This is a genomic window from Methyloversatilis discipulorum (assembly GCF_000527135.1).
In the GTDB taxonomy this organism is placed as follows: Bacteria; Pseudomonadota; Gammaproteobacteria; order Burkholderiales; family Rhodocyclaceae; genus Methyloversatilis; species Methyloversatilis discipulorum.
The window spans coordinates 1,615,767-1,642,266 of the sequence record NZ_AZUP01000001.1 but is presented as its reverse complement, the minus strand read 5'-3'; the positions used below and the strand labels follow the sequence as shown (position 1 = coordinate 1,642,266).

Sequence of the window (26,500 nt, the reverse complement as noted above, 5' to 3'; positions counted from 1 at the left end):
TTGCTGATTACGACGTTTGACTCGCGGACTTGAAGGCATGTCGCACCCTCTTTGTGAAGATTCCTCACCGATGCAGCACCCGCCACGCCCGGATTGCGACCTGTTCTGCCGTGTCGTCGACAATTTCGGCGACGCCGGCGTCTGCTGGCGCCTCGCCCGCGCGCTGGCGCGCGAGCACGGCTGGACGGTCAGACTGTGGCTGGACGCGCCGCAGGCGCTGGCGCGGATCAAGCCGCAGGGCACTGACGAGCCGGGCGTCGATGTGAGGCACTGGACCGACGATCTCCCCGACTGCGCACCTGCGCACTGTGTCATCGAGGCGTTCGCCTGCCATCTGCCACCGGCCTTCGTCGCGCGGATGGCGGCGCTGCCGGTGCCGCCGCGCTGGATCAATCTCGAGTACCTGACGGCCGAAGACTGGGCGGACGGCTGTCACGGCCTCGCCTCGCAGGACCCGGCCACCGGTCTGACCAAGCACTTCTTCTTTCCCGGCTTCAGCGCACGCACCGGCGGCCTGCTGCGCGAGCGCGACCTGTTCGCCCGACGCGACGCCTGGCGCGCGGATGCGGCGCTGCAACAGGCAACCTGGGCGCGCGTCGGCATGCGGCCGCAGCCCGGGGCGCTCCAGGTATCGCTGTTCAGCTATGAAAGCCCGTCGATCTCGACCCTGGTTGACGCACTGGCTGCAGGCGCCCTGCCGACCCAGTTATGGGTGCCCGAGGGCAGGGCGCTGACCGCGCTGACCGGTGTGCTGGCGCAGCCGCTGGCCGCCGGCGACGAAATCCGGAATGGTGCGCTGCGGATCTGCGCGCTGCCTTTCATGGACCAGGACGACTACGACGCGCTGCTCTGGCACTGCGATCTGAACATCGTGCGCGGCGAGGATTCCTTCGTCCGCGCGCAGTGGGCGGCGCGTCCGTTGCTGTGGCACATCTATCCGCAGGAAGAGAGGGCGCATCTGCCCAAGCTCGATGCCTTTCTCGACCGCTACTCGGCCGGCCTCGACCCGGCGTCGGCAGCACGCCTGCGCGCGCTGCATCACGACTGGAGCGGGGGGGCGGCGATCGCGCCGGCCGACTGGCGCGCCGCGCTTGCCGACCTGCCGCTGCTGACCGCGCACGCGCGGGATTGGGCGACCCGGCTCGCGGCTACAAGCGACCTCGCAAGCCAGCTTGTTTTGTTTAATCAGACACCTATATAATGCCGGGTTTGCCGCGACGGGCGTTGCAACAGGGGTTGCAAAGGTTCGCATGGCGGCCTCAACCCCCACAGGAACACTGCATGAAAACCGCTCAGGAACTGCGCGCCGGCAACGTCGTGAAAATCGGCAATGACGCCATGGTCGTGCTCAAGGCCGAATACAACAAGTCGGGCCGCAACGCCGCCGTCGTCAAGATGAAGATGAAGAACCTGCTGACCGGCTCCGGTCAGGAGACGGTCTACAAGGCTGACGACAAGTTCGACGTGGTCATCCTTGAGCGCCGCGAAGTCACCTACTCGTACTTCGCCGATCCGCTGTACACCTTCATGGATGCCGACTACAACCAGTACGAAGTCGAAGCCGAGAACATGGGCGACGCACTGAACTACATCGAAGACGGCATGGCCTGCGAAGTCGTGTTCTACGAAGGTCGCGCCATTTCGGTCGAACTGCCGAATTCGGTGGTGCGTGAAATCATCTACACCGAGCCGGGCGTCAAGGGCGATACCTCAGGCAAGGTGCTCAAGCCGGCCAAGATCAACACCGGCTACGAAGTGGCCGTGCCGCTGTTCTGCGATATCGGCGACAAGATCGAAATCGACACCCGCACCGGCGAGTACAAGAACCGCGTGAAGTAAGCAGCACGGTCTGACCGCGCCGTTCGGCGGTCAGCGGACGAGAAGAGCCCTGCCTTCGTGCAGGGCTTTTTTTCGTCCGGCGTCGCCGTTCGATATGGGCGGTTCTACGATCGCGAAAGCCATCTGTATCGAAGCCGGCGCCGAGTGGCGGCTACGTCGCGGCCAAGGCCGCTCCCACAGGGAGTGCGCCGGATCTGCGGCCGGCGGCCGAAGCCGGGGTTCTGTGGGAGGGGTCTTCTGACCCCGACAGCGGCCTGAAGCGAAGCCTGCGGACTGCAGCGGCCGTGTCGCGGCCAAGGCCGCTCCCACAGGGAGTGCGCCGGATCTGCGGCCGGCGGCCGAAGCCGGGGTTCTGTGGGAGGGGTCTTCTGACCCCGACAGCGGCCTGAAGCGAAGCCTGCGGACTGCAACAGCCGCGTCGCGGCCAAGGCCGCTCCCACAGACCCGGGACCGGTTCCCGTGATCGACGTTTTCGTTGCACTGCGACAGGAAATCCTTGCGTCGACTTCCTAGACTGAAATCTTTCCGTCAAGCAGCCGTGTCATGCTGCCTGCATTCTCGGAGTTCAGACATCCACAACGAAGGGGATGGTCCATGTCACATATTGCCGATCTGCCGTTTCTGCCGAACGCGCTCGAATCCGAATTCATTCCGCCGCTCGAACTGATCGAGTGCGGCCAGTACCATCTCATCTCATGTGAAACCCAGCTCGCCGCGACCATGGCCTGGCAGGCGGCTGGCGGCAATGCCGACAACGACGGTGCGACGCTGCAGGCGGTGCCGCCGCGCATCGAACGGCGCCGGCGCGCCGAGGTGATCGCCTTCCCCGACCGCCGCGCCGCCTGAGTCAGACCTCGACCGGCTGCGCCGGGTCTTCGTCCACTTCGGGGTCTACCTCGGCACCGAGGAAACCGCCGCTCTGGTGCGCCCACAGCCGGGCGTACAGCCCGCCATGGGCCAGCAGGCTGCGGTGGTCGCCTTCTTCGACGATGCGACCGCGGTCCATCACGATCAGTCTGTCCATCGCTGCGATGGTGGACAGCCGGTGGGCGATCGCCACCACGGTCTTGCCTTCCATCAGCCGGTACAGGCTGGTCTGGATGGCCGCTTCGACCTCGGAGTCGAGCGCGCTGGTCGCTTCGTCGAGCAGCAGGATGGGCGCGTCCTTCAGCATCACGCGGGCGATGGCGATGCGCTGGCGCTGGCCACCGGACAGCTTCACGCCGCGCTCGCCGACGTGGGCGTCGTAGCCACGACGCCCCTTGGGGTCGACCAGGCCCATGATGAAGTCGTGCGCCTCGGCGCGCTTTGCTGCCGCGATCATGTCGGCGTCGGTTGCGTCCGGCCGGCCGTACAGAATGTTGTCGCGCACCGAGCGGTGCAGCAGCGAGGTGTCCTGGGTCACCATGCCGATCTGCGCGCGCAGGCTATCCTGGGTGGCGTTCGCGATGTCCTGTCCGTCGATCAGGATGCGGCCGGACGGCAGGTCGTGGAAGCGCAGCAGCAGGTTGATCAGCGTGGTCTTGCCGGCGCCTGATCGACCGACCACACCGATCTTCTCGCCCGGGCGGATGTGCAGCGTGAGCCGGTCGATCACCGCACCACCGTCCTGGTTGCGCGGCTTTTCGTAGTTGAAGGTGACATCCTCGATGCGGATGTCGCCGCGCGTTACGTGCAGCGGCTGCGCGTCCGGCCGGTCCACCACCGCGTGCGTGCGCGACAGCGTGTTGATGCCGTCACGCACGGTGCCCACCTGTTCGAACAGCGACGCCAGTTCCCACATCACCCAGTGCGAAATGCCGTTCAGCCGCAGCGCCATCGCGGTCGCCGCCGCGACGGCGCCGACGCCGACCTGGCCCTGCATCCACAGCAACAAGGTCATGCCGGCGGTCGATGCGATCAGCGCCATGCTCAGGATGTGGTTCACCACCTCGAAACCGGTGACCAGCCGGAACTGCGCATTGACCGGCCGCATGAACTCGCGCATCGCCTCGCGTGCGTAATCCGACTCGCGGTCGGTGTGCGAGAACAGCTTCACCGTCGCGATATTGGTGTAGGCATCGGTGATGCGGCCGGTCATCAGCGAGCGCGCGTCGGCCTGCGACTGCGCCACCTTGCCGAGCCGCGGCACGAAATACACCATCGCGCACGCGTAAAGCGTGAGCCAGCCGCCGAAAGGCAGCAGCAGCGCGAGGTCGAAGCCACCCACCACGGTCACCATGGTGACGAAGTAGATGATGATGAACACCAGGATGTCGGCCACGATCATCCAGGTGTCGCGTACCGCCAGCGCGGTCTGCATCACCTTGGCGGCGACGCGGCCGGCGAATTCGTCCTGGTAGAAACTCATGCTCTGGCCGAGCATGTGGCGGTGGAAATTCCAGCGCAGCCGCATCGGAAAACTGCCGGCCAGCGCCTGGTGCTTGATCAGGGTCTGCAGCGCGATCACCAGAGGACTGGCGATCAGGATGCCGGCGAGCAGCAGCAGCGTGTCGCCCTCCTGCGCCCACAGTTGCGCCGGTTCGGTCTTGCCCAGCCAGTCGACGATGTCGCCCAGCATGGCGAACAGCAGTGCCTCGAACACGCCGATCAGCGCGGTGCACAGCGTCATCGCCGCGATATAGCCGCGCATGCCCCGCGTGCACGACCACAGGAAGGCGAACAGGTCGTGCGGCGGTGTCGGCGGCTGGCCGGCGGGGTAGGGATCGATCCGTGTTTCGAAAAACTTCAGCAAGACGCTCTCCGCGCAGGGGCCCTCGGGCTGCGGCCCCGGACCTTACAGGACAAGTACGCGGTCCGGCAGTTCGTTCTTCTTTGTGCCAGCGCCCGGAAAGTGCGGCGCCAGCGTCGCGGTGATCGCCTGCACGCAGTGCAGCGCGCCGTCGTAGAACTCGCCGCGACGGAAGCGAGCTTCCAGTTCGGTGCACAAAGCCGCCCAGTGCGCGTCCGGCACGCGGGCGCGGACGCCGCGATCGACCACGATTTCGATGTCGTGGTCGGCCATCAGCAGATAGATGAGCACGCCGCTGTTGTGTTCGGTGTCCCACACGCGCAGCGCCGAGAACACCTCGATCGCACGTTCGCGCCCGCTCTGGCCGCGCAGCACGGCCAGCGGGTGCAGGGCGTTCTCGACGACGAAGCGCAGTTCGCCGGCGTGGCGTACTTCGCTTGCCTCGATCGCCAGCTCGATCGCCTCCAGCGTGCGCGCCGGCAAGGCGCGGCGCAGCGCCCAGGGCAGGGCGAACAGATGTCTGAAGAAACGTCCGATCATGTCACCACCGTCCCGAGGCGCCGCCGCCACCGAATCCACCACCACCGCCGCCAAAGCCGCCGCCGCCACCGTGGCCGAAGCCCCCGCCGCCACCGAATCCGCCGATGCCGCGACCGCCGCCGAACAGCGTGATAACCAGCGCGACGATGCCGGCGACGACGGCGATCGGCAGCAGCCCGACCACGATCCAGGCGATGAAGCCGACCACGCCGCCGGTCGCCAGCGCGCCCGGCAGCCGGCCCAGCATGGCGCGCAGCACGCCGCCGAGGCCGAGTGCGACGATGAAAAGCATGGGCGCGTACTGTTCGATGCCGCCTTCACCGCCTGCCGCGGCGCGCGACGGTTCGGGCAGCGGTTCGCCGTCGATGACGCCGATCATGCGATCCACGCCGGCGCGGATGCCGCCGGCGAAATCGCCCTGGCGGAAGTAGGGCACGATCACGTCGGACACGATGCGTTTGGCCGTGATGTCTGTCAGCGCTCCTTCCAGCCCGTAGCCGACCTCGATGCGCAGTGCGCGGTCGTCCTTGGCCACCAGCAGCAGGGCGCCGTCGTCGACGCCCTTGCGCCCCAGCTTCCAGGTTTCGGCCACGCGCAGCGCGTATTGCTCGACCGTCTCCGGCGCCGTGGTGGGCACCACCAGCACCGCAATCTGGCTGCCCTTGCGCTGTTCGAAGTCCTGCAGCGTGCGCTCCAGCGCGGCGATGTCGGCACCGCTCAGCGTCGCCGTCTGGTCGCTGACGCGGGCGACCGGCGGCACCGCGAGCTGCGCGAAGACGCTGGTCGCGACGAGGAACAGCGCGCCGAGGCCGGCGCGCAGGGCACGCATCCAGTTCATTTATTTACTGTGCCGGCTTGGGTGCGGCGCCGCCGAAATCGACCTTGGGCGCGCGCGAGATCTCGGCCTCGTTGTCGACCGTGAAGCCCGGCTTCACCTGATGGCCGAACATCATCGCGGTCAGGTTGCTCGGGAAGGAGCGCACCGTCACGTTGTATTCCTGCACTGCCTTGATGTAGCGGTTGCGGGCGACGGCGATGCGGTTCTCGGTGCCTTCGAGCTGCGCCTGCAGATCGCGGAAATTGGCGTCCGACTTCAGGTCCGGGTAGTTCTCGGTCACCACCAGCAGGCGCGACAGTGCGCCCGACAGCTCGCCCTGGGCGGCCTGGAATCGTTCGAAGGCCTGCGGATCGTTCAGCAGTTCCGGCGTCGCCTGGATGGCGCCGACGCGCGAGCGCGCTTCGGTCACGCGGGTGAGCACTTCCTTCTCCTGCTCGGCGAAACCCTTGACCGTATTGACCAGATTGGGAATCAGGTCGGCGCGGCGCTGGTACTGGTTCAGCACCTCGGCCCAGGCGGCCTTGACCTGTTCGTCACCCGACTGCAGCGTGTTGTAGCCGCAGCCGGACAGCAGCGTGACGGTGAGAAGAGCGAACAACGACATCCACAACTTGCGCATTTCCTGCCTCCAGTGACCGGTTAGACCCGGTCGAACATGGGGGCGGTCGCCCCCGGATGCAAGAAGGATACAGGCGGGATGTGACGCTGCGGCCGTCCGGCCGCAGCGAACGGATCAATCCACCGCGGTCAGCGCAGTCTGGCTGAAGCCGGCGTCTACATAGGTGACTTCGCCGGTCACGCCGCTGGCAAGGTCGGACAGCAGGAAGGCGGCGACGTTGCCCACTTCCTGGATGGTCACGTTGCGGCGCAGCGGCGCGTTCTTTTCGTTGTACGCCAGCAGCTTGCCGAAATTGCCGATGCCGGAGGCGGCCAGCGTCTTGATCGGGCCGGCCGACACCGCGTTGGCACGGATGCCCTGCGGGCCGAGGCTGGCGGCGAGGTAGCGCACCGACGCCTCCAGGCTGGCCTTGGCCAGACCCATCACGTTGTAGTTGGGCAGTGCGCGCACGGCACCGAGGTAGGACAGCGTCAGCACCGCGCCATTGCGGCCCTGCATCATCGGGCGCGCGGCCTTGGCCAGCGCCGGGAAGCTGTAGGCGCTCACCTCGTGTGCGATGCGGAAGGCTTCGCGCGACAGGCCGTCGAGGAAGTCGCCGTCCAGCGCTTCGCCGGGCGCGAAAGCGATGGAGTGCACCAGACCATCCAGCCCGTCCCACTTCTTCGCCAGTTCGTCGAACAGGCCGGTGATCTGTGCGTCGTCGCTGACGTCACAGGGCAGCACGATGTCGGAGCCGAATTCAGCGGCCATCTTGGCCACGCGGTCGACGAAGCGGTCGCTCACATAGGTGAAGGCCAGTTCCGCGCCTTCGCGGTGACAGGCCTGGGCGATGCCGTAGGCGATCGAACGGTTGGACAGCAGTCCGGTGATCAGAATTTTCTTGCCGGCGAGAAAGCCCATGTGCGTCTCCAGAATTCCGGCATCCGGCCGGTTGGGGGAGGGCGGATTATAGGGGAAGCCGGCCCGGTCGCCACGCAGCCGCATGGTCCTGCGCCGCGCGTGGCACCATCGAGCTTTGCACAGCCCCGCCACACCGTGTCCTCACCCTCCGACCCGCACGCCGGGCAAGCCGATGCAGACCGCTGGCAACTGTGGTTCGACGGCTGCGCGCTGCCCAATCCGGGCCGTCTCGGTCTGGGTGCGCTCATCGTCGCGCCCGACGGCCGGCGTATCGAGCTGTCGCAGCCGGGCAGCCGCCACGGCTGTAGCAACGAAGCCGAACTGGAGGCGCTGCGCCTGGCGCTCGACCTCGCCTACGCCGAAGGCGCCCGTCAAGTGCTGGTCACCGGCGACAGCGATTTCGTCGTGCGTCACCTGACGGGCGAGCAGCAGACCTCGGTTGACGCGCTGCGCATCCGGCTGCAGGACATCGACGCCGTGCTGGCGCGCTTCGACGCGGTCGAATTCAGATGGGTGCCGCGCCACCGCAACCGCGACGCCGACCGGCTGTCGCGCGCCGCGCTGGGCCTGCCGGACAAGCCGGCACCGGTGCCCGGTCGCGGGCGGCGGCGCCGAAGCGCGTCGCCCGCCTAGGCGGGGCTGTCCTGCGCGCCCAGCTGTGCGGTTACGTGATCGACGAAGGCGCGCAGCCGTGCCAGAGGGCGCAGATCCCGGTGATAGCCGATGAAGACCTCACGGCCCGGCGGCGCCTCACCGAGGTCGATGCGGCGCAGCGGTGACATCCGGTCGCCGAGCAGACAGGGCAGCACCGCCACACCGGCACCGGCAGCGCACTGCGTGGCCTGTGCTTCCCGGCTGTTGCTGGCGAAACCGACGCGGGCGCGGGGCAGCCGCTCACGCAGCCGTCGATGCCGATCTGCTGGCGCACAAGCCGGCGGCCTTGTCGATGGCGGACGCGGCGGCGCTGCCGCTGGTCTTCATCACGGCATGGGAGGGACTGGTCGACCGGGCCAGCGTGAAGGCGGGCGACACGGTGCTGATCCATGGCGGCGCGGGCGGCGTCGGCCATGTCGCGGTGCAGATCGCCGTCGCCCGCGGCGCGCGCGTCCATGCGACGGTATCGGCCGGCGACATGGCATCGACGGCGCGACTGGGTGCGACGCCGATCGACTATCGCCACAGTGCGGTCGCCGACTACGTCGCCGAGCACACCGCAGGCGAGGGCTTCGACATCGTGTACGACACGGTGGGCGGCGCGACGCTGGATGCCTCGTTCGCGGCGGTGCGCACCTATGGCGGGCATGTCGTCAGCTGTCTGGGCTGGGGCACGCACGCGCTGGCGCCGCTGTCCTTCCGCGCCGCCAGCTATTCGGGTGTGTTCACGCTGCTGCCGCTGCTGACCGGCAAGGGGCGCGCCAACCACGGCGCCATCCTCGCCGAAGCGGCGCGCATGGCCGAGGCCGGTGCGCTGCGCGTACGGCGTGACGACCGCCGTTTCACGCTCGACGACGTCGAAGCCGCGCATGCGCGGCTGCGCTCGGGCGAGGCGCGCGGCAGGATCGTGATCGAGATCGAGTGAGACGGCGCCCGCCGATCGCCGGCCGGGAACGGGCTTAGCCGATGAAGAACATCGCGATGCAGCAGCCCATCCCGAGCACCCACAGCAGAGAACGTAGGTTCGCGCGATCGGCCAGATAGGCGCCGATGTAGGCGAGACGCGCGGCGATGAAGGCCACCGCCAGCGCATCGATCGTGCCCTGCGCGGCCTGCATGCGCTCGGCGACCAGCACGCCGGCGATGAACAGGGGCAGCGCTTCGAAACTGTTCATCTGCGCCGCGTGCGCCCGCGCCGGCAGGCCCTGCAGATTGGCCAGCCACTGCCGCGGGTAGTGGTTGTCGAATCCGCCCTCGCGCCGCGGCTTGCCGAAGCCCTTCTGCTTGGCGATCCAGGCGCAGACGATGGGCAGCAGGCAGGCGATCAGGATGCAAAGTTCGGCGGTGGTCATGGTGGTTCGGTGATCCGTGTGCGGTGAGCCGGCCCGGGGGCGGCCGTGCGGGGCCTGCATTGTCGCGCAGTCATGCCGATGCCGCGATAGCGGGTGCCCGGCGCCCGCGGCGGCGTGGCTGTAGGCGGTTTCCGACAGCATGCACGGCCCGGGAACCTGCTTCGGGGTGGTCCGCTCTATGGAACGCTTCGTGCGCTCACGAAGTCGTGTCCGGTCTTCGACGCTGACGGTCGGACGTGCAGGGAGGATAGACAACAACACCGGCACCGCCGGATTCCAATCCATCTATCCACAGGAGCGTCAGTCCCATGATGAAGAAGCTTGCAGTCTCCGCCGCGCTCGCGGCACTCGCCGCAGCACCGCTGTCCGCATCCGCCAACACCCCGGTTTCGCCGATCGGCCCCACCGTCACCGTGCTGACCGCGACCCCCACGCTGGTCGGCGCTGGCGTCGGGGTCGCCGCACTGGGCACCGGCTCGCTCAGTTTCGACGCCTCGGGCAATGCGGTCGGTCTGTTCCCGATCACCGGCGGTTTCCTCGACCCGGATCTGTCCAATGCGCAGATCGAGCACGTCGGCAGCGGGCTGCGTCTGTCGCGCGGCGGCGTCGACGTCGATCTCGAAAACTTCCTGATCGACACCACGCTGGCGCAGGACACCATCTTCGGTCAGGTGACCGTGGGCAGCACGGTGCTGAACGACGTTCCGCTGTTCACGCTGAGCGGCCTCAACCTCTTCCTGTCCGACACCGCCGGTGCGGCGTTGAACAGCTTCCTCGGCATTCCCAACCTCGCCGGCGCCCAGCTCGGCTTCGCGCTGACCAGCCCGGTCGCCGCCGTGCCCGAGCCCGAGACCTACGCGATGATGATCGCCGGCCTCGGCGCCATCGCGGTGATGGCGCGTCGCCGCCGGCAGGCACTGAAGATCTGACGCACGCTTGCTCAGCGAAGGAAGGGCCGCGCAATGCGGCCCTTCCTTCGGGGCGCCTCCTTGCTGCGTCCTCTGGCGTTTCCGCCGCCTGCATGCGCGGCCCCGCCCATGAACCGCAATCCGGATGCCGGCACGGCGAATCGAAGGACTGTGCCGATCTCCCGATGCACACAGTTGTCGCCGCGCTGCGCGCCGCGTTCGTCCCGCACGACGTGAAGCGCCGCAGCGCAGTTCCGCCGTCCCGCGCGGATTTCACCTATACCCCGCCCAGCCCGCCGGCATACCGATAAGCCGATCGGCCTAGCCATCGCGCGCAATGGAGTCATTGCATAGTCATCCGTGCTTTTGAGAATCGTTTAGCGGCATAGCCGACGCCAACCGCATTCCCCAAAAACAGATTCCTGGAGCACTCATGTCAACGTTGAAACTCACCGTGTCGGCGCTGGTCTCGGCCGGCCTGCTGACGCTGGGCGGGCCCGCCCATGCGCTGTCCAGCTTCGGCCTCGCCGTCCTCCCCGATACCCAGTTCTACTCGCGCTACGCGACGCCTGCCGAAGGTAGCCAGTTCTCGAACCGCTACGGCAGCGAACCGTATATGGCGCAGACCCAGTGGCTAGCCCAGCATGCGCGCGCGCTGGGCATTCCGTTCATCGTGCACCTCGGCGACGTGGTCGACCAGCAGGACAAGCCGGCGCAGTGGGGCGTGGCCGACACCGCGATGAAGGTGCTGGAGCAGGCCGGCCTGCCGTATTCCATCCTCGCCGGCAACCACGACGTGACCAATGGCTGCGGCTACAACGGCAGCCAGAGCGACTGCACGGACGCGCAGCGCAACCTGGCGAACGAGCCCTATCTGCGCTGGTTCCCGACTACCCGCGCGCAGCAGAACGCCACCTTCGGCGGTCGCGATGCGAGCGGCTTCCACGAGTACCACGTGTTCGAAGCGCAGGGTCAGCGCTTCATGGTGCTGGCACTGTCGTGGCGCGTGTCCGACGCCGGTTTCGCCTGGGCACGCGAGGTGATCCGCGCCAACCCGACGCTGCCTGTCATCGTCACCACGCACGATGCGCTGGCGATCGAGAGCGACGGCAAGACCGCGAAGCAGACGCCCTACAGCGAACTGCTGTGGGAACGCCTGATCCGCGACAACGACCAGATCTTCATGGTGATCAACGGCCACAACCACGGCGCTGCGCGCACCACGCGGGTGAATGACTTCGGCAACAAGGTCGAGCAGTTCGTCGTCGATTACCAGATGGCCTATCAGGGCGGCAACGGCTACATGCGCGTGTACGAGTTCGACCTCGGCGCCAACCAGATCAAGGCGCTGTCCTTCTCGCCCTGGGTACCGCAGAAGCCGCAGAACACGCTGAACCAGTTCGACGTTGCGGTGCTGACCGACGAGAACAACGAGTTCTCGATTCCGATGAATTTCGCCGAGCGCTTCCGCCGCTTCAACCCGCAGTTCGCCGCCGGCCAGGACAACCGCGAGCAACCGCTGGTCGAGACCGTGCGCGAACTTATCCTCGCCGAGTACGACGACATCGAGCCGACCATTCCGGTCGAGCCCTTCGATGCCGACGACTTTGCGCGCGCCCCCAACACGCTGGCGCACTGGCGCTTCACCGGTACGCCGGGCTCGCCGGTCGCCGACGGTGGCCGGGTCGAAGACATGACGGGCCGCAATCCGCTGGTGCGCGTGCCGCTGGAACGCGGCGCGTTGCTGGAGGACGCGAAGTGGTCGGACGACCACCACGCTCTGTCGGCCGCGAAGGGCAGCGTGTGTTTCGACGCCAACACCAACCAGGGCGTGCGCCAGAGCTTCTTCCAGACGCTGCAGGGTGCGCCGCTGAACGACGACATGCTGCGCAAGGGCTACACCGTCGAAGCCATCGTCAAGTTCTCGAAGGACTGGACCGCCGCCAGCAACCAGTGGATGACGGTGATGTCCCGCTTCGGCACGCGTGGCGACCTGCAGGGCTTCCTCGGCGGCTGGAAGGGCTCGTCCACGCTGCAGTTCGCGGTGTCCAACCTGCGCGAATTCCAGTGGGAGCCGACCATCTTCACCGGTGGTGCCGCCTGGGTGAGCTGCGCTGGCGAGAACCAGACCTGCTCCTTCCCCGGTACCGCCCAGGTGCGCTACGGCGCCAACGGCCGCTTCAACACCCGCACCGCGACCGGCAGCATCCAGTGCAGCAACGCGGTGTTCGGCGACCCGATCCCGGGTACCGGCAAGTCGTGCGCCTACCTGACCGAGAACACCTACAACTCGAAAACCAACTGGTCCGGCGAAATCATGCTGGACACCTGGCAGCACGTCGCCATCGTCAATGACCCGGTCAGCCGCGACACGACGATGTACGTCGCCGGCGCGCCGGTGCTGCGCAACGTGCAGGCGGCCGACGGCGTCGCCGGTTTCGCCGGCACGCCCTGGCTGATCGGCGGTCACGCCACGGCCGGCGGCAGCGCCAACGGCTTCCTCGGCTGCATCAACGAAGTGCGCATCACCGAAGGCGCGCTGACGCCGGAACAGTGGCTCACCGCGCGCAAGACGCGCGTCAGCGGCAGCGGCGGCCGTCAGGCCATCAGCGGCACCGACGGCGACGACCTCATCGTCGGTAATGCGGCGGCCGACACGATCACCGGCAAGGGCGGCGCGGACACCTTCGTCTATCGCTCGCTGCGCGACGGCGTGGACACCATCACCGACTTCGTGCCGGGCGAGGACAAGCTGAATCTGCGTGGCGTGCTGACGTCGGTCGGCTACCGCGGTGCCGACGCGCTGGCCGACGGCCGGGTGCGCGTGATCGACAGCGCCGCCGGCGCAGTCGTGCAGGTCGACGCCGGCGCGGGCGCCTTCCGCAACCTGGTCGTATTGCGCGGCTTGAGCGCTGCCCAGGCCGCCGCCGCCGCCAACTTCGCCTACTGAGTGATCCGCGCACGTAACGCACTGCACTGAGCTGAAAGAGGGCGGGCCACCCGGTTGCCACCGCGGGCCCGCCCGACAAACCGACTGACCAAGGACTGAATCATGAAACTGAAAGCACTGATCCCCGCGCTCGCACTGTCATTTGCAGCGCCGTTTGCCTCCGCCGCCACCTTCAGCGACACCTTCGACAACGGCCTGTCAGGCTGGACGGCGCTGGGCGACGTCGCCCTCGTCAATGGCACGGTCGCACTGACCACCGCCAGCGCGACCTTCGAGGACGACATCGGTCTCGCGCTGAACCTGTCGGGCCACGATCCGCTGGCAGCCGGCATGCCCGACGGGCTCGAGCAGGGCCTGAGCCTGCCGCTGGGCGCGCTCGACGGCGACGCACTGTCGCAGGCCACTGAAGGTTCGGCACTGCTGCGTACCTTCAACGTGTCGGCCGGCGATCGCCTGAGCTTCGACTGGATGCTGTCGACCATGGATATCGCGGAAACCGGCTTCGGTCTGGACTACGCCTTCGTCGTGATCGGCGGCCAGCGCATCGATCTGGGCACCGCCGCCTCGGCCGCCCCGTCCGGCAACACGCCGTACGCCGCCCATACCGGCTGGTCGACCTTCGAATACGTGTTCACCGGCAGCGGTTCGGTCACGCTGGGCGTCGGCGTGGTCGATGTGCTCGACTACACAGCCAGCAGCCAGCTGCAGCTCGACAACTTCGCGATCGCCGCCGTGCCCGAACCTGAAACCTACGCGATGCTGATCGCTGGCCTCGGCCTGATCGGTGCTGCCGCCCGTCGTCGTACACGCGACTGATTCCGGGGCGGAGTCGCAGTGAAGAAGCCGGAGGGGCGTGAGCTCTTCCGGCTTTTTTTAGTCCGCGGGCGGAAGATGGTGACCGGACGAGAAGCGGCGTTCCTGGCTACGGCGTGTCGCCCGGATATCGCGCACGCACTTCGCTGGCGATGTGTCCGAGGGGCGTGGAATTCCAATCGCGGTGTCTTGACCAGGACCGCGCGACTGAATAATGACAGACGGCGGATCTCTCCGGCTTACGTGCCGCTCTGGCTGCCGTTTTCGACCGCCCGGTCTTCGGGAGGAACCGATGGTTCGGCGCCACCGAGCCGATACGATTCAAGGCGCTGCTTCAATGCAGCCGATAAGTAAGGAAACGAATACAGGCCGGCGGTATTCCACGACTCCGTGTTTGTGATATTCGTGTTTTGTTGCGCCCACTCCAGCAACTCGTCATGCGGAGCCAAATACCAAGCTCCTTGGTCGTGAAAGCAGATGTGCAGGTCCTTACCCATGTACTTCTTCGCTAAGGTGCATCGGCCTTTGAGCTGGACCTTCAAGAACTGCTGGCCGTCAATGTGCTGTGCAATAAAGTCTGCGCTCTGCCAGTCATCCGATAGCCGAATGGTTGTGAAGCCGTAGTCAGCCAGAACTCCGGACACCTTCTGGAAGTTGTACGCCTCCTGTTGCCGCGCATTGAGCTTGGCGTACTGAACGCGCTGAAATTTCATGATGCCGAACGTAAAAGTAAGGGGCGCGCCGAAGGCGCGTCCCGCTTGACTGCCGGGTTAGGGCGCACTTGGCCTCCCGATTTTGCTGGAAACCAACTGTACCAACTCAGATACCGTGTGCGTATTCTCTGCCTCCGGATCTGCGATCTTGATTTGAAAGTGCTCCTCAATTGCGAGCACGATTTCGACATTGGCCATTGAGTCAAAGTCCCAGAAGAAACTGAGGTTCTTTGAAAAATCGTCCTCTGCGCGAAGGCGGGACATATCAGCGGCAAGCTGTTCCTCAAGGATTTTGCGAATTCCTGAAACAACCTCTGGTGCGACGCCTTGGCCGAGAAAGTAACGATCATAGAACTCATCCGGAGTAAGCGACTCACGGCCGGCGAATGTCTCTTGGACTTTTTTCTCCTTCGCTTTGGATTCGCGCCGAACCGACCAAACGACAAAGGCCACTACGGCAATCCCAGCGAGAGCTGAAAGCGCGACTGTCATTGCGCCCTAACGTTGAGCTAAATGGCGCGCCGCTTGCGTCGCGTCCAAGCGACCGAAGGGAGCGGTTCTGAGCGCGATGTTAGAGACCATCGCGCCACTCAGGCTTGCCCAACCGATTTCCATTCGATTGCCTTGCGGTCGTTTCATCACCCCTCTTTCTCGCTGGATCAGTGCGGAAGGTATTGCAAGCTACGCAGCGCCAGCCTGTGATCTCGTTCTTGAGGGGAACAATGATTCTTTTGGCGCGACACGAGCCGCAATAGCGAAGCGACGTAATGCGGCTAACCCAGGTTCCCGTTGGTTCATCCCAACGGAGCCACGGGCGCTGAAGGAGTATGTATGCCAATAGCAGCAGAAGTAGCCATAGCAATAGCGCCACTGTATTCAGCAGCACAACTGGCTGCAGTTCTTTTATGTGGGGCGATAGGGTGTTTTGGAAGAATAGGACAATGGCTGACGGCGTCGTGGCTAATAGGTATGTTGCAACTGGTAGCCACCATGTTTTTAGAAATTCCGTGAGCGTTGTCATCGATGATCTCTAACGCCCAAGTTCAGGGGCGCACGCTTGGCATGGCCGAAGCGCGCAGCCGTGGAGGCGTCCCCTGCAACGCCCAGTTAGGCCGGTGTATGTGGCTGGACAGTGCTGCAGAGAAAGAAGCCTTGCTATGACTTTGATGCGCACTCATGACAGAGCTTCGGTAGGTACCAAACATAGCGCTTCTCGACTTCGTAGGCGGCTTGCTGTTCCGTGGCGGTGAAGACAAACGAACGCGTACACGCTCGGCATTGGCACCGAATCCCTTCGTACTCAGTTGCTTGCTCGTCATAGTGCCCGGTGGTTCGTTGGCTGCCAACCGACCATTTGGTTCGATCAATTGGGATCCTGGGATCAGATGCTGGCATGTGAGGCCTAACGTTGTAGTTGTGCGGACGCCGGAGAGGCGCAGCCGCGCAGGGAACCCAAAGCGCAGCTTTGGGCGGTCCGCTCGAACGCAGTGTTGGACGACACCGAGACCGTCAGCGAAGGCAGGTTGTGCATGACGAAGCCGTTGCCCCTCAAAGTTGATCTGAACTGAACCAGGCCAGCGGCGCTCGCGATGGCCCGCCGCCCTCGATGCCCCGAAACACTAGCACAAGGGCATGGCGCAACAAGGGGCGAACTCACGCGAGCGCGGAGTACGAAGAGACCACACTCGCTGACTGCCGCAGCCGCTAGCTCGGGCGCTGCACGCAGGTTCGGACCGCCCGCCAGAAACACCAAGAACCGGTGACGTTCAACGTTGAAGCTGAGCCGCGAGCGGCGGCTTGCCGACGCGAGTCGGCTCGAGCGACTGGTTAGAGCGCATCTTATGCACGCGCCAACCTAGCCTGACGTTCAAGCTGTTCTAGCCCCGCACCAATGGCAGATTCGAGTGACTCATAGATCGCCGGTCCCTCCCAGCCGCACCATTTGCCATCACGGCTCTCGTAGGTGCTCAGCCGAAAGAGCCCGTCCTGCGCTTGAACCACTCTGGACATTCGTCTCGAATTTTCAGAAATCTGGACCCATCGCTCAGGCCACTTCAGATTGGTCTCCAGGAGCACGGCCTCGCCAATTTCAATCCATGCCTCGTACTCTCGGGAGTCGACGCGTTCGTAGCCATAAGCACGCGGATCGACTTTACCTGCGCGTCGCTCGGCTAGGCTCGCACTCAGCTCCAGCAGCCACCGTATTGGATTCATGCGCTCTAACGTGGAGGTGACCGGCGCTGCGCGGCTTTATCGCGCAGCGTCCAGCGACCGAAGGGAGCGGGGTCGACCGCCGGGTTAGATTGCTTCGAGCTCAATGGAACTTCCCTCGGGAACTTGAGCTTTCTCGACGCCGCGCAAGAGAAACGCTTCTTTCTCAAGTGGCCGCGGATCACGCCGAAGGAGCCACTCTTTAAATGCCCGCACGGAGAGCTGGGAACCATCTGGACGAAAGACGGTGACACTAAGCGCTCTGCCAACGGGAAGGTCAGTCGTCTCGCCGATCGCGACCACTGTGCCTCGCCCAGTGATTTGGAAGTCTCTTCAACCTTGAAGCGCCTAGCGTTCATAGCAATCTAACGTAGAGCTAACCGGCGCTGCGCGGCTTTATCGCGCAGCGTCCAGCGACCGAAGGGAGCGAGGTTGAGCGCCATGTTAGGTTTTTCCCGCAAGGTGCGCCAAGCTTCGAAACTCGGCGATTTGGGTTTGATCTTGAAACCAAGCTTTGGGGAACATTTCAAAGAGAGCGTCGGAGTGATAAAGGAGAAACAGATTTTCATTCTCCTTGCACTTTGCATAGTTGCTCCACTGGCGCTTTGATTGTCCGCTGACACCCTTGGCTTCAAGAAACTCACTATCCCACGTATAGGTGAATGGGAAGGCGAGATCCTTTTGTTGTTGGTGAAGGCGGCGGACCTTCCACGGAAGATAGAGCAGCGACATGACGAGCTCGCCGATTAAGCCACCAACTCCAGCACAGCCAATAATGAAGCCTAGTTTCTGCTGGTAGAAGAAATACGTCGCAACGCCAGCAGCAACGGCAAATCCAGAGGCGGCGTAGTACCAACGTACTGACTTAGCCCGATGGAGCCGTTGGGCATTGAGGTAATCGGATGCTGATATGGTGCCGGAGATCATTCGAAAGCTAACGTTCGACATGAGCGGCAAACAACGGTGGGCGAAGCCCGCCGTTGTTTGTCCGCTCGATGGAGGGGTTAGCCGACAGCACCATGAACCTTTGCCAGAAGTTCGGCATACGCCTCCCTTGCTTCTTTGAGGGTTGCATCTCGATGTACCGCTCGGAAGGCCTTGATTGCTCCGACTTCACTTCTTTGGCGTACAGCCTGCAGCACCTCGACGGAGACCGACCTCCCGCTTTGCAGACCAAGATTGGGATGCTCTGGACTCCAAGAACCCCAATCAAGAGTGCGCGGAAAGCTACCCCACTTCTCCCGCTCGAAGTTGCACACGAAGCCTCGAATGGGATCAAGAAGAAGATGCCTACAGGTGCGGCACTTGGAGGGGATGTATGCCTTGCTCAGGTAGTACTGCGTTTCGACCAACACTGGATCGGTGGGCCCCTTAACCGGACAGGGCCCGTGATCAAGCGAAAGGTACCCCTGGACCTGCTCCATGGCACGCCTGCAACCGCCTTCAAACAGGTGGTCGCACTGCCTGCACTTTCTCGGCACGGCGCCGCTCATGAGGTGGCTGTATGGCTCGGGCTCGACCGAGCCCCGGAACGGTACAGCGGGGAAAGACGGTGCGGTACATGGCGGCTAACGACGCTGTAGAAAAACCCCATCTCGGGCCAAGCGGTTGTGACCGGCGCATGCCGGCTCGAAGTCGTTCATCATCTTCTCAGCCTTCCGATCTTCGCTTCATCGTTGTCCCCTGACGTCAGCCCCGGCCGCTGCCCGGCGCGCTCGAAATGGCGCCGGCCTCTCCCGCCAGCTTACCTAATTCGCGCATCCGTGGTGCCCGAGCTTCTCGATGTTGTGCACCAGGCAGTACAGCTTCCACTGCCCATCCACCTTCTCCCGCCCGCGCAGCGTGAAACGGGTGAGCCGTTTGTTGTGCCGCAGGTTGCCGAACACGGGTTCTACGGTGGCAAACCGTGCGGCAATCATCCGCTTGCCCTCCGTGGAATCGATGCGCCGCTTCATCCGCTCGGTGTGTGATTCGATGTGGCCTCGCTTGCCGCGGAAGAAGGCGACCTGTCGCACCTTCGTCGTTCCGGGCGTGCGCAGGCAGCGGGTGCGCTGCTCGCACGGCACGCAGTCGCGCGCGGCGCCGGTGTACTTGGTCGCGGCGTAGCCATTGATCGTGCACTCGCCCCCGTTGCGATAGAGGCGCTTGCCCGCCGGGCACAGGCAGTGGCTGCGGTCCGGCGCTTCGGTGAAGTCGGTGTTGGCGTAGCGGCGGGTCTTGCTGGCGGTGCGTGCTTCCTTCGCCTTCTCGCTCTTGTCCCACAGCGCGTCGGGTTTTGTCTTGTGCTTCGCCTGATCGGCGTATCTGGGGTCACGCTGGCGGTAGCCGTTGTCGCACACCCAGGCGGGGATGCCGCGCTTGTCCAGTTCGGCGAGGTTCTTCTCGGAGTGATAGCCCGCGTCGGCGCAGATCGCAGTGTCAGGTCCGCGCTGTGCGCTGCTTGCATCGATCACCGGCAGCAGCAGTTCCTGTTCGGACCCGGTGCCGTGCGCCTGCGCATCGACGACGATCTGGTGGGCGGCATCGACGGCGGCCACGCCGGTATAGCCCTGGATCACGCCCTTGGCGGTGGCCATCTTGGCTGAGTCGTTGTCGGTACGATTCGAGAGGCGAACCGCGCCCTTGGCGCCGCGTCGGTCGTCCGGATTGCGCGCGAGCCAGTCGCGGATCTTTGCCGCCTCGTGACTCAAGCGTTCGCGGGTGCGCTGTGCGCGGGCGGCCTCGTCGTCGCAGCCGGCCGCATCGCGCGCCTTCTGCTCACCGATCATGCGCTGCACGGCCGCTTCCATCTTCGCCGCCTCGCGCTCGAAATCGGCACGCGTGCCGCTCTTTGCCTTCGATGCGTTGGACGGCAGCTTCACACCATCGATGGCGAAGAGCTCGCGCCCGATCAGCCCTTCGCGGTCGCACACCAGCAGCACCTCGGTGAAGAGCGCTTGGGCCTCATTGCCGAGACGGCTGATGAAGTGCGCGACCGTGGTGAAGTGCGGCGCACTGTCGCCGGAGACGGCCATGAACAGCACGTTGTTGCGGCAGGCGGTGGCGATGGATCGGGAGCTGATCAGCCCGCGCGAATAGCCAAGCAGCACGATCTTGAGCAGCACCGCCGGATCGAAAGCCGGGGCACCGCCGGCGTCGTTGGCGTAGCGGGCACGCAAAGTCGAGAGATCAAGGTCGTTGTCGACCAGATGGCAGAGCGCGAACTCGAAGGTACCGGGCAGCACCTGCTGTGCGAAATCGACCGGGATGAGCTTCAGACCGTAGTCGGGCGTCTTGAATCGCGGCATCGCAAAGCTCCGGAGAGGCGATGCGGAATCATAACAACGGCATGTGAACGGATGAGGGTGGGGAGGGGTTTTTCTACAGCCTCAACGTTCGACATGAGCGGCAAACAACGGTGGGCGAAGCCCGCCGTTGTTTGTCCGCTCGATGGAGGGGTTAGCCAACAGCACCATGAACCTTTGCCAGAAGTTCGGCATACGCCTCCCTTGCTTCTTTGAGGGTTGCATCTCGATGTACCGCTCGGAAGGCCTTGATTGCTCCGACTTCACTTCTTTGGCGTACAGCCTGCAGCACCTCGACGGAGACCGACCTCCCGCTTTGCAGACCAAGATTGGGATGCTCTGGACTCCAAGAACCCCAATCAAGAGTGCGCGGAAAGCTACCCCACTTCTCCCGCTCGAAGTTGCACACGAAGCCTCGAATGGGATCAAGAAGAAGATGCCTACAGGTGCGGCACTTGGAGGGGATGTATGCCTTGCTCAGGTAGTACTGCGTTTCGACCAACACTGGATCGGTGGGCCCCTTAACCGGACAGGGCCCGTGATCAAGCGAAAGGTACCCCTGGACCTGCTCCATGGCACGCCTGCAACCGCCTTCAAACAGGTGGTCGCACTGCCTGCACTTTCTCGGCACGGCGCCGCTCATGAGGTGGCTGTATGGCTCGGGCTCGACCGAGCCAGGAACGGTACAGCGGGGAAAGACGGTGCGGTACATGGCGGCTAACTTTGTTTTCTGGCGCAGATTTGCGCCATAACTATGGACGGCGCCGGGTAAACAGACAGCCGTGACCGCTCTGAAACGCGCGTGGCAGCGTCATTATGGATGTTTTGACTGTTCATTCATACAGTATTAAACGGATGTGAAAAACCTCACCCCTTGATGCCGTCCGGTTCTTGATCACTTTACCGGAACATGCATCTGCCATCTACGCGGACTCCGGCTTCACGTAGCGGGGACCGACCGGGCTTGTCGCGCGAGTGACTAGCGAGGCCCGGTCGGTTCCCAACTCCGGCCGGATCAGAGGTAAATGCCGCCCGCCACCTCGATCCGCTGACCATTGATCCAGCGTCCTCCGTCCGACAGCAGGGCGGCGACGGCGGCGCCGATGTCGTCCGGCAGGCCGACGCGGCCGAGGGCCGTCTGGTCGGCGATGGCGCCGTTCACTTGCGGGGTGTCGCGCACCATGCCGCCGGCGAAATCGGTTTCGATGGCGCCCGGCGCCAACGTGTTGACCGTGATGCGGCGCTCGCCCAGTTCGCGCGCCATGAAGCGCGTCAGCACTTCGACGCCGCCCTTCATCGCGGCGTAGGCGGCGAAGCCCGGCATGCTGAAGCGGGCGAGGCCGGACGACACGTTGAGGATGCGGCCGCCGTCGGCGATCAGCGGCAGCAGCGCCTGGGTGAGGAAGAAGGGCGCTTTCAGGTGGATGCGAAACAGTTCGTCGAACTGCGCTTGGGTGGTGTCGGCGAAGGGGGCGTAGATGCCGATGCCGGCGTTGTTCACCAGATAGTCGAAGCGGTCGCGCTGCCATTGCTGGCCGAGTGCCGACTTCAGCGCGTCGGCAAAGCCGGCGAAGCCTGTGCTGTCGGCCACGTCGAGCTGCAGCACGACGGCGCGTGCGCCTTCGGCGATCACTTCGGCGGCAGCGGCTTCCGCCTCGTCGCGATAGCTGCGGTAGGTGATGACGACATCCACGCCCTGGCGGGCGAGGTGCAGCGCCATGTTGCGGCCGAGGCCACGGCTGCTGCCGGTGATGAGGGCGATCTTGCGGTCTGCGTTCGTGCTCATGGATATCTCCTGGTAGTGAGGTCTGAAGGTGTGCGACGGGTATGTCGCCAGCACGGAATGCAGTCTATTGATCGGGTTTGTGGAGATAAACGCAGCCAGTTTTGTTACTCTGTTCGGAATATTTGGACAATAAGGCCGCTCATGGACCAGATTGAAGCGATGCGCATCTATAGCCGGGTCGCTGAGCTGGGCAGCTTCACCGCCACCGCCGAGAACCTTGGCCTGCTCAAATCGACGGTGTCGAATGCGGTGCAGCAGCTGGAAAGCACGCTGGGTACGCGACTGTTTCATCGCACCACGCGCAAGGTGCAGCTGACGCAGGACGGCCAGGCCTATTACGAGCGCTGCCGCGATCTGATCGCCGACTTCGACGAACTGAACACGCTGTTCGCCGCGGGCGGACAGGCCGATCTTCGCGGCCGGCTGCGCGTCGATCTTCCGCTCGCCTTCGCGCGCGATCTGGTCATTCCGCGCCTGCCCGAGTTCCTGATGCGCCACCCGCAGCTTGAGATCGAGGTGAGCAGCACTGACCGGCGGGTCGATCTGGTGCGCGAGGGCTTCGACTGCGTGCTGCGCGTGGGCGCGGTCGGCGACCACAGCCTGATCGCGGTGCCGCTCGGGCGCTTCGAACAGTTCAACTGCGCCAGCCGGGCCTATCTTGAACAGCACGGCACGCCGCGCACGCTGGCCGACCTGGCGATGCACCGGCTGGTCCATTACGCGCAGACGCTGGGCGCGCGTCCTTCGGGCTTCGAATACGTATCGCCGGAAACCGGCGAACTGCTCAGCGTGCCGATGCAGGGTGTCATCACGGTCAACAACTCGGACGCCTACCGCGAAGCCTGTCGCGCCGGACTGGGCATCATCCAGGCGCCACGTGTCGGTCGCTATCTGGACGACGACACGCTGGTCGAAATCCTGCCCGACTATCGAGCGCCGTCCTTGCCGATCAGCCTGGTCTATGCAAACCGCCGCCACCTGCCGCTGCGGGTGAAGGCCTTCATCGAGTGGATGAAGACCGTGATGTCCGGGAGGATGTGAAGCCGGTCGCACGGATGCCTGCGATGACCGGTGACGGCTGCAATCGCGAGCAAGCTCGCTTGTATGTTCCACCCCGGCAGGCGTAGGAATAGCTTGTCGGGCGGAGGGACCGAGCTCGGATCTGACGGCAAGCACGTACAGACAGTGGGAGAGATGTCCCGCCCTCACCCCAAGCACCGATCAGGAATCCATCGGACCGTGTTACTACGGTACCGTCCATACCCTGCAAGCCAGTGCTGTGGTGAATCCCGACAAGCCTTTTGAACCTTAGTCGGGAGGGCCCCATCGTGACAAGTCAGAACGAGGCAGTGTGCTTTGGCATCGATATCTCCAAGCACTGGCTGGACATCGCCGAGCACCCCAGCGCGCGGGTGACGCGCATCGACAACACGGCTGCGGCCATCCGCGGCTGGTTACGCACGCTGCCGAAAGGCCACCAGCGCATCGCCTGCGAATCGACCGGCACCTATCACCGCACGCTCGTCGAGCTGCTCATCGGCGCCGGACATCAGGTGTTTCTGATCGACGGCTTCAAGCTGTCCCGATACCGCGACACCGTGGGCCTGCGCGCCAAGACCGATCGGCACGACGCACGCCTGATCGCCCGCTACCTCGCGCACGAGGGCACGGATCTGCGCCCGTTCTCGCTCCCGGCGCCCGCGGTCACCGCGCTGCGCAGCCTGCTGCGTCGGCGCGCAACCGTGGTGCGCAGCCTGGGTCGCATCCGTCAGAGCATGGAAGATCTGCCCGGCTTTGGTCGCGACGTGCGTGTGGCCCTCGCGCGGCTCACCGCCTTGATCAAACAGTTCGAGCAGCGCATCGCCTCGCTGATCAACGAAAGCGGATGGACGGAACCGTATCGGCGCATCCTGAAGATCGAAGGCGTCGGCGCGCTCACCGCCGCCGGCCTGTGCGCGGCCTTCCATCGCGCTCCCTTCAGCGGCGCGGACGCCTTCATCGCCTTCCTCGGCCTGGATGTCAGCGTGCGCGATTCGGGCAAGAAGACTGGGCGCCGTGCGCTGAGCAAGAAGGGCGACTCGGAGATGCGCCGCCTGCTCTACAACGCCGCCATGGCAGCCAGCCGATCCACGACCTGGCAGCCCTTCTACCAGCGCATGCTCCAGCGCGGATTCAGTCGCACCCAGGCGCTCGTTGCGCTGGCCCGAAAGCTCGCGCGCGTTGCCTTCTCACTGATGAAGAACGCCGCAGACTATGTCCCGAAACAGCACGAAAACGCTTGCGGACGAACATAGAATCTCCCACAGTGTTCGCTCCAGGCCTGAGCGGGGGCCCAGTGGAGGGCAGCCGTTGCTGCCGGCTCGGCCCGCGGACTTAACGCCGCGCGCTGCCCACCGCCGCTGTCGGGGTCAGAAGACCCCTCTCAAAGAATCCCGGTTCGGGCTCAGGTCACGGATCGGGTGCCCCACCCCTGTGGGAGCGGCCTTGGCCGCGACAGGGCCGTTGCTGTCCGCTGGCGTCGATTCAGGTCGCCGTCGGGGTCAGAAGACCCCTCCCACAGAGCCCCGCCCGAGCTCCGCTCGCGGATCGGGCGCACCACCCCCGTGGGAGCGGCCGTGGCCGCGACAGGGCCGTTGCTGGCCGCTGGCTTCGATTCAGGCCGCAGTCAGGGTCAGAAGACCCCTCCCACAGAATCCCGGTTCGGGCTCAGGTCGCGGATCGGGTGCCCCACCCCTGTGGGAGCGGCCTTGGCCGCGACAGGGCCGTTGCTGGCCGCTGGCGTCGATTCGGCTCGCTGTCGGGGTCAGAAGACCCCTCCCACAGAATCCCGGTTCGGGCTCAGGTCGCGGATCGGGTGCCCCTCCCCTGTGGGAGCGGTCTTCTGACCGCGACAGGGCCGTTGCTGTCCGCTGGCGTCGATTCAGGCCGCAGTCGGGGTCAGAAGACCCCTCCCACAGAGCCCTGGCCCGAGCTCCGCTCGCGGGTCGGGCGCGTCACCCTTGTGGGAGCGGCCTTGGCCGCGACGCTGCCTTTGAACGGCGCTGGCGTCCATTGCGGAGCGCCAGTGGATGCGCCTTCAGTACGCGGTCTCGACCGCCCGCAGGTCGAACACCAGCACTTCGGCGTCACGCCCTTCGCTCAGCGACACCGCGTCGGCGCCGCGCAGCTTGAGGCCGTCGCCTGCGCCCAGACGCACGCCGTTCACCGTGACCTCGCCGCGCGCCACGTGCACATAGGCGTGGCGGTCGCCGCGCAGCGGCAGCGTGGCCGCCTCGTCGCCATCGAACAGGCCGGCATAGACCCGTGCGTCCTGGCGGATGCGGATGCTGCCCTCGGCACCGTCCGGTGTGACGATGGGGCGCAGACGGCCGCGCTTTTCCTGCTCGGCGAAATGGATCTGCTGGTAACCCGGCGGCGTGCCGTGTTCGTCCGGCAGGATCCATATCTGCAGGAACTTCACCTGCTCGGTCTGCGAGCCATTGAATTCGCTGTGTGCGATGCCGCGGCCGGCGCTGATCATCTGCACGTCGCCCGGGCGGATCTGCGAACCGTTGCCCATGGTGTCCTTGTGCTCCAGCACGCCGTCGAGCACGTAGGAAAAGATTTCCATGTCGCGGTGCGGGTGCATGCCGAAGCCGGCGCCGGGGGCGACGGTGTCGTCGTTGATCACCAGCAGGTCGGAGAAGCCGCGCTGCTTCGGGTCGTCGTAGTGGGCGAACGAGAAGCTGTGGCGCGAACTGAGCCAGCCGTGTTCGGCGACGCCGCGCTGGTCGGCGGGACGGGTTTCGATGCTCGGGCGGGCGTTGAGGATGGGGGTGGTCATGGCGATCTCCTTCGTTGCGGGGTGCCGCATGGCGGCACCCCTGCGGTCATGGGCGGGTCGGTTTCAGGCCGTGCGGCGGGCGTCGAGCGACAGGGCACCGCCACCGAAGGCGACGATCTGCAGCAGGCCGCCTGCGATAGCCACGTTCTTGAAGAAGTGGATGAACTGGTTCTGGTCGGCCAGATTGAAGTGGAAGCCGAAGGCGGTCACCAGGCTGAAGACGGCGATCGCGGCGGCGACCCATCGGGTGCGGTAGCCGACGACCAGGGCCGCGGCCAGACCGATCTCGACGAACAGCGCCCCGGCGTAGGCCAGTTCCGGGAAGGGCAGGCCGACCGAGGCGATGTAGCCGATGGTGCCTTCGTGCTGCGTCAGCTTGCTGAAGCCGGCGAGCAGGAAGAGGGCGGCGAGCAGAACGCGGCCGGCTGCGGCGGCGATCTGGCTGGCGTCGGTGCTGCGGGCGGCCTGCTGAGTGGAGTAGGCCTGGATCGTCGAGGTGTTCATGGTCTGTCCTTTCGGGGTGTCTGGAGTTGTCTGCC

The 26,500-nt window shown here is 65.2% G+C and carries 25 protein-coding genes; 10 read left to right on the top strand and 15 right to left on the bottom strand.

Annotated elements, in window-relative coordinates; all coding sequences use genetic code 11:
* Window positions 1–70 precede the first annotated feature (70 nt).
* From earP to METFAM1_RS0107510, 3 genes are all read left to right on the top strand, one after another.
* Complete coding sequence (gene earP / locus METFAM1_RS0107520; protein WP_019918996.1) at window positions 71–1,201, top strand: elongation factor P maturation arginine rhamnosyltransferase EarP; 1,131 nt, start codon at window positions 71–73, stop codon at window positions 1,199–1,201.
* An 80-nt stretch (window positions 1,202–1,281) separates the two neighbouring features.
* A complete protein-coding gene (gene efp / locus METFAM1_RS0107515; protein WP_019918995.1) occupies window positions 1,282–1,839 on the top strand; it encodes an elongation factor P in 558 nt (185 codons plus the stop codon).
* Window positions 1,840–2,433: 594 nt separating this feature from the next.
* Window positions 2,434–2,685 (top strand): hypothetical protein, encoded by a 252-nt coding sequence (locus METFAM1_RS0107510; RefSeq protein WP_019918994.1) that lies wholly within the window; start codon window positions 2,434–2,436, stop codon window positions 2,683–2,685.
* A gap of 1 nt (window position 2,686) precedes the next feature.
* Here METFAM1_RS0107510 and METFAM1_RS0107505 read toward each other — a convergent pair whose 3' ends face one another.
* From METFAM1_RS0107505 to fabI, 5 genes are all read right to left on the bottom strand, one after another.
* A complete protein-coding gene (locus tag METFAM1_RS0107505; RefSeq protein WP_019918993.1) occupies window positions 2,687–4,573 on the bottom strand; it encodes an ABC transporter ATP-binding protein in 1,887 nt (628 codons plus the stop codon).
* A gap of 42 nt (window positions 4,574–4,615) precedes the next feature.
* On the bottom strand, window positions 4,616–5,110 hold the full coding sequence (locus METFAM1_RS0107500; RefSeq protein WP_024300552.1) for a TPM domain-containing protein: 495 nt from the start codon (window positions 5,108–5,110) through the stop codon (window positions 4,616–4,618).
* A gap of 1 nt (window position 5,111) precedes the next feature.
* Entirely contained in the window at window positions 5,112–5,948 is an 837-nt protein-coding gene (locus tag METFAM1_RS0107495) for a TPM domain-containing protein (protein WP_019918991.1), read from the bottom strand.
* A gap of 4 nt (window positions 5,949–5,952) precedes the next feature.
* The gene (locus tag METFAM1_RS0107490; protein WP_019918990.1) at window positions 5,953–6,567 is read right to left on the bottom strand and encodes a LemA family protein; all 615 of its coding nucleotides are present in this window, start codon (window positions 6,565–6,567) and stop codon (window positions 5,953–5,955) included.
* 114 nt (window positions 6,568–6,681) lie between these two features.
* Window positions 6,682–7,467, bottom strand: a complete 786-nt coding sequence (gene fabI / locus METFAM1_RS0107485; RefSeq protein WP_019918989.1) for an enoyl-ACP reductase FabI — start codon at window positions 7,465–7,467, stop codon at window positions 6,682–6,684.
* Between the two features lie 135 nt (window positions 7,468–7,602).
* Here fabI and METFAM1_RS0107480 point away from each other — a divergent pair, with 135 nt between their 5' ends.
* Entirely contained in the window at window positions 7,603–8,100 is a 498-nt protein-coding gene (locus METFAM1_RS0107480) for a ribonuclease HI family protein (protein WP_019918988.1), read from the top strand.
* On the opposite strand, the gene METFAM1_RS0107475 is transcribed toward METFAM1_RS0107480, so the two are convergent.
* Window positions 8,097–8,357, bottom strand: a complete 261-nt coding sequence (locus METFAM1_RS0107475) for a LysR substrate-binding domain-containing protein (RefSeq protein ID WP_232419865.1) — start codon at window positions 8,355–8,357, stop codon at window positions 8,097–8,099. The genes METFAM1_RS0107480 and METFAM1_RS0107475 overlap by 4 nt on opposite strands.
* Before the next feature lie 56 nt (window positions 8,358–8,413).
* Here METFAM1_RS0107475 and METFAM1_RS0107470 point away from each other — a divergent pair, with 56 nt between their 5' ends.
* Window positions 8,414–9,046 (top strand): zinc-binding dehydrogenase, encoded by a 633-nt coding sequence (locus METFAM1_RS0107470; RefSeq protein WP_019918986.1) that lies wholly within the window; start codon window positions 8,414–8,416, stop codon window positions 9,044–9,046.
* Window positions 9,047–9,080: 34 nt separating this feature from the next.
* On the opposite strand, the gene METFAM1_RS0107465 is transcribed toward METFAM1_RS0107470, so the two are convergent.
* Window positions 9,081–9,473: an MAPEG family protein gene (locus METFAM1_RS0107465; RefSeq protein WP_019918985.1), complete on the bottom strand. Its 393-nt coding sequence runs from the start codon at window positions 9,471–9,473 to the stop codon at window positions 9,081–9,083.
* A 308-nt stretch (window positions 9,474–9,781) separates the two neighbouring features.
* Here METFAM1_RS0107465 and METFAM1_RS0107460 point away from each other — a divergent pair, with 308 nt between their 5' ends.
* The 3 genes from METFAM1_RS0107460 (at window position 9,782) to METFAM1_RS0107450 (ending at window position 14,147) form a co-directional block, all read left to right on the top strand.
* Window positions 9,782–10,402 carry a PEP-CTERM sorting domain-containing protein gene (locus METFAM1_RS0107460; RefSeq protein ID WP_019918984.1) on the top strand — a complete coding sequence of 207 codons (621 nt, stop codon included), beginning with the start codon at window positions 9,782–9,784 and terminating at the stop codon, window positions 10,400–10,402.
* A gap of 412 nt (window positions 10,403–10,814) precedes the next feature.
* Window positions 10,815–13,331: a LamG-like jellyroll fold domain-containing protein gene (locus METFAM1_RS0107455; RefSeq protein ID WP_024300550.1), complete on the top strand. Its 2,517-nt coding sequence runs from the start codon at window positions 10,815–10,817 to the stop codon at window positions 13,329–13,331.
* Window positions 13,332–13,433: 102 nt separating this feature from the next.
* A complete protein-coding gene (locus METFAM1_RS0107450; RefSeq protein ID WP_019918982.1) occupies window positions 13,434–14,147 on the top strand; it encodes a PEPxxWA-CTERM sorting domain-containing protein in 714 nt (237 codons plus the stop codon).
* Window positions 14,148–14,383: 236 nt separating this feature from the next.
* Here METFAM1_RS0107450 and METFAM1_RS20345 read toward each other — a convergent pair whose 3' ends face one another.
* The 6 genes from METFAM1_RS20345 to METFAM1_RS0107425 all read right to left on the bottom strand — a co-directional run bounded on the left by METFAM1_RS20345 (window position 14,384) and on the right by METFAM1_RS0107425 (window position 22,138).
* A complete protein-coding gene (locus METFAM1_RS20345; protein ID WP_019918981.1) occupies window positions 14,384–14,857 on the bottom strand; it encodes a hypothetical protein in 474 nt (157 codons plus the stop codon).
* A 57-nt stretch (window positions 14,858–14,914) separates the two neighbouring features.
* Window positions 14,915–15,349, bottom strand: coding sequence for an acyl carrier protein (locus METFAM1_RS20570; protein WP_019918980.1), 435 nt, complete (start codon window positions 15,347–15,349; stop codon window positions 14,915–14,917).
* Window positions 15,350–16,012: 663 nt separating this feature from the next.
* Window positions 16,013–16,252: a zinc-ribbon domain containing protein gene (locus tag METFAM1_RS21395; RefSeq protein ID WP_408630415.1), complete on the bottom strand. Its 240-nt coding sequence runs from the start codon at window positions 16,250–16,252 to the stop codon at window positions 16,013–16,015.
* A 1,260-nt stretch (window positions 16,253–17,512) separates the two neighbouring features.
* Window positions 17,513–17,995 carry a YcxB family protein gene (locus tag METFAM1_RS0107435; protein WP_019918979.1) on the bottom strand — a complete coding sequence of 161 codons (483 nt, stop codon included), beginning with the start codon at window positions 17,993–17,995 and terminating at the stop codon, window positions 17,513–17,515.
* Between the two features lie 821 nt (window positions 17,996–18,816).
* Window positions 18,817–20,355: a transposase gene (locus tag METFAM1_RS0107430; protein WP_019918978.1), complete on the bottom strand. Its 1,539-nt coding sequence runs from the start codon at window positions 20,353–20,355 to the stop codon at window positions 18,817–18,819.
* 1,012 nt (window positions 20,356–21,367) lie between these two features.
* Window positions 21,368–22,138: an SDR family NAD(P)-dependent oxidoreductase gene (locus METFAM1_RS0107425; RefSeq protein ID WP_019918977.1), complete on the bottom strand. Its 771-nt coding sequence runs from the start codon at window positions 22,136–22,138 to the stop codon at window positions 21,368–21,370.
* A gap of 141 nt (window positions 22,139–22,279) precedes the next feature.
* Between METFAM1_RS0107425 and METFAM1_RS0107420 the strand changes: the two genes are divergently transcribed.
* The gene (locus tag METFAM1_RS0107420; protein ID WP_019918976.1) at window positions 22,280–23,179 is read left to right on the top strand and encodes a LysR family transcriptional regulator; all 900 of its coding nucleotides are present in this window, start codon (window positions 22,280–22,282) and stop codon (window positions 23,177–23,179) included.
* 308 nt (window positions 23,180–23,487) lie between these two features.
* Window positions 23,488–24,432, top strand: coding sequence for an IS110 family RNA-guided transposase (locus tag METFAM1_RS0107415; RefSeq protein ID WP_019918975.1), 945 nt, complete (start codon window positions 23,488–23,490; stop codon window positions 24,430–24,432).
* Between the two features lie 782 nt (window positions 24,433–25,214).
* Here METFAM1_RS0107415 and METFAM1_RS0107410 read toward each other — a convergent pair.
* Together METFAM1_RS0107410 and METFAM1_RS0107405 are read right to left on the bottom strand one after the other, a co-directional pair.
* Complete coding sequence (locus METFAM1_RS0107410) at window positions 25,215–25,961, bottom strand: pirin family protein (RefSeq protein WP_019918974.1); 747 nt, start codon at window positions 25,959–25,961, stop codon at window positions 25,215–25,217.
* A gap of 63 nt (window positions 25,962–26,024) precedes the next feature.
* Window positions 26,025–26,465 carry a DoxX family protein gene (locus METFAM1_RS0107405; RefSeq protein ID WP_019918973.1) on the bottom strand — a complete coding sequence of 147 codons (441 nt, stop codon included), beginning with the start codon at window positions 26,463–26,465 and terminating at the stop codon, window positions 26,025–26,027.
* Between the last annotated feature and the right edge of the window lie 35 nt (window positions 26,466–26,500).

Excerpts from the sequence above, each read along its gene's own strand:
- METFAM1_RS0107500 (WP_024300552.1), bottom strand. The coding sequence starts at position 5,110 with ATGATCGGACGTTTCTTCAGACATCTGTTCGCCCTGCCCTGGGCGCTG.
- METFAM1_RS0107410 (WP_019918974.1), bottom strand. The coding sequence starts at position 25,961 with ATGACCACCCCCATCCTCAACGCCCGCCCGAGCATCGAAACCCGTCCC.
- METFAM1_RS0107425 (WP_019918977.1), bottom strand. The coding sequence starts at position 22,138 with ATGAGCACGAACGCAGACCGCAAGATCGCCCTCATCACCGGCAGCAGC.
- METFAM1_RS0107495 (WP_019918991.1), bottom strand. The coding sequence starts at position 5,948 with ATGAACTGGATGCGTGCCCTGCGCGCCGGCCTCGGCGCGCTGTTCCTC.
- METFAM1_RS0107510 (WP_019918994.1), top strand. The coding sequence starts at position 2,434 with ATGTCACATATTGCCGATCTGCCGTTTCTGCCGAACGCGCTCGAATCC.
- METFAM1_RS21395 (WP_408630415.1), bottom strand. The coding sequence starts at position 16,252 with ATGCCAGCATCTGATCCCAGGATCCCAATTGATCGAACCAAATGGTCG.
- METFAM1_RS0107450 (WP_019918982.1), top strand. The coding sequence starts at position 13,434 with ATGAAACTGAAAGCACTGATCCCCGCGCTCGCACTGTCATTTGCAGCG.
- METFAM1_RS0107405 (WP_019918973.1), bottom strand. The coding sequence starts at position 26,465 with ATGAACACCTCGACGATCCAGGCCTACTCCACTCAGCAGGCCGCCCGC.
- METFAM1_RS0107430 (WP_019918978.1), bottom strand. The coding sequence starts at position 20,355 with ATGCCGCGATTCAAGACGCCCGACTACGGTCTGAAGCTCATCCCGGTC.
- efp (WP_019918995.1), top strand. The coding sequence starts at position 1,282 with ATGAAAACCGCTCAGGAACTGCGCGCCGGCAACGTCGTGAAAATCGGC.
- METFAM1_RS0107470 (WP_019918986.1), top strand. The coding sequence starts at position 8,414 with ATGGCGGACGCGGCGGCGCTGCCGCTGGTCTTCATCACGGCATGGGAG.
- METFAM1_RS0107435 (WP_019918979.1), bottom strand. The coding sequence starts at position 17,995 with ATGATCTCCGGCACCATATCAGCATCCGATTACCTCAATGCCCAACGG.
- METFAM1_RS20345 (WP_019918981.1), bottom strand. The coding sequence starts at position 14,857 with ATGAAATTTCAGCGCGTTCAGTACGCCAAGCTCAATGCGCGGCAACAG.
- METFAM1_RS0107460 (WP_019918984.1), top strand. The coding sequence starts at position 9,782 with ATGATGAAGAAGCTTGCAGTCTCCGCCGCGCTCGCGGCACTCGCCGCA.
- METFAM1_RS20570 (WP_019918980.1), bottom strand. The coding sequence starts at position 15,349 with ATGACAGTCGCGCTTTCAGCTCTCGCTGGGATTGCCGTAGTGGCCTTT.
- METFAM1_RS0107490 (WP_019918990.1), bottom strand. The coding sequence starts at position 6,567 with ATGCGCAAGTTGTGGATGTCGTTGTTCGCTCTTCTCACCGTCACGCTG.
- METFAM1_RS0107420 (WP_019918976.1), top strand. The coding sequence starts at position 22,280 with ATGGACCAGATTGAAGCGATGCGCATCTATAGCCGGGTCGCTGAGCTG.
- METFAM1_RS0107455 (WP_024300550.1), top strand. The coding sequence starts at position 10,815 with ATGTCAACGTTGAAACTCACCGTGTCGGCGCTGGTCTCGGCCGGCCTG.
- fabI (WP_019918989.1), bottom strand. The coding sequence starts at position 7,467 with ATGGGCTTTCTCGCCGGCAAGAAAATTCTGATCACCGGACTGCTGTCC.
- METFAM1_RS0107465 (WP_019918985.1), bottom strand. The coding sequence starts at position 9,473 with ATGACCACCGCCGAACTTTGCATCCTGATCGCCTGCCTGCTGCCCATC.
- earP (WP_019918996.1), top strand. The coding sequence starts at position 71 with ATGCAGCACCCGCCACGCCCGGATTGCGACCTGTTCTGCCGTGTCGTC.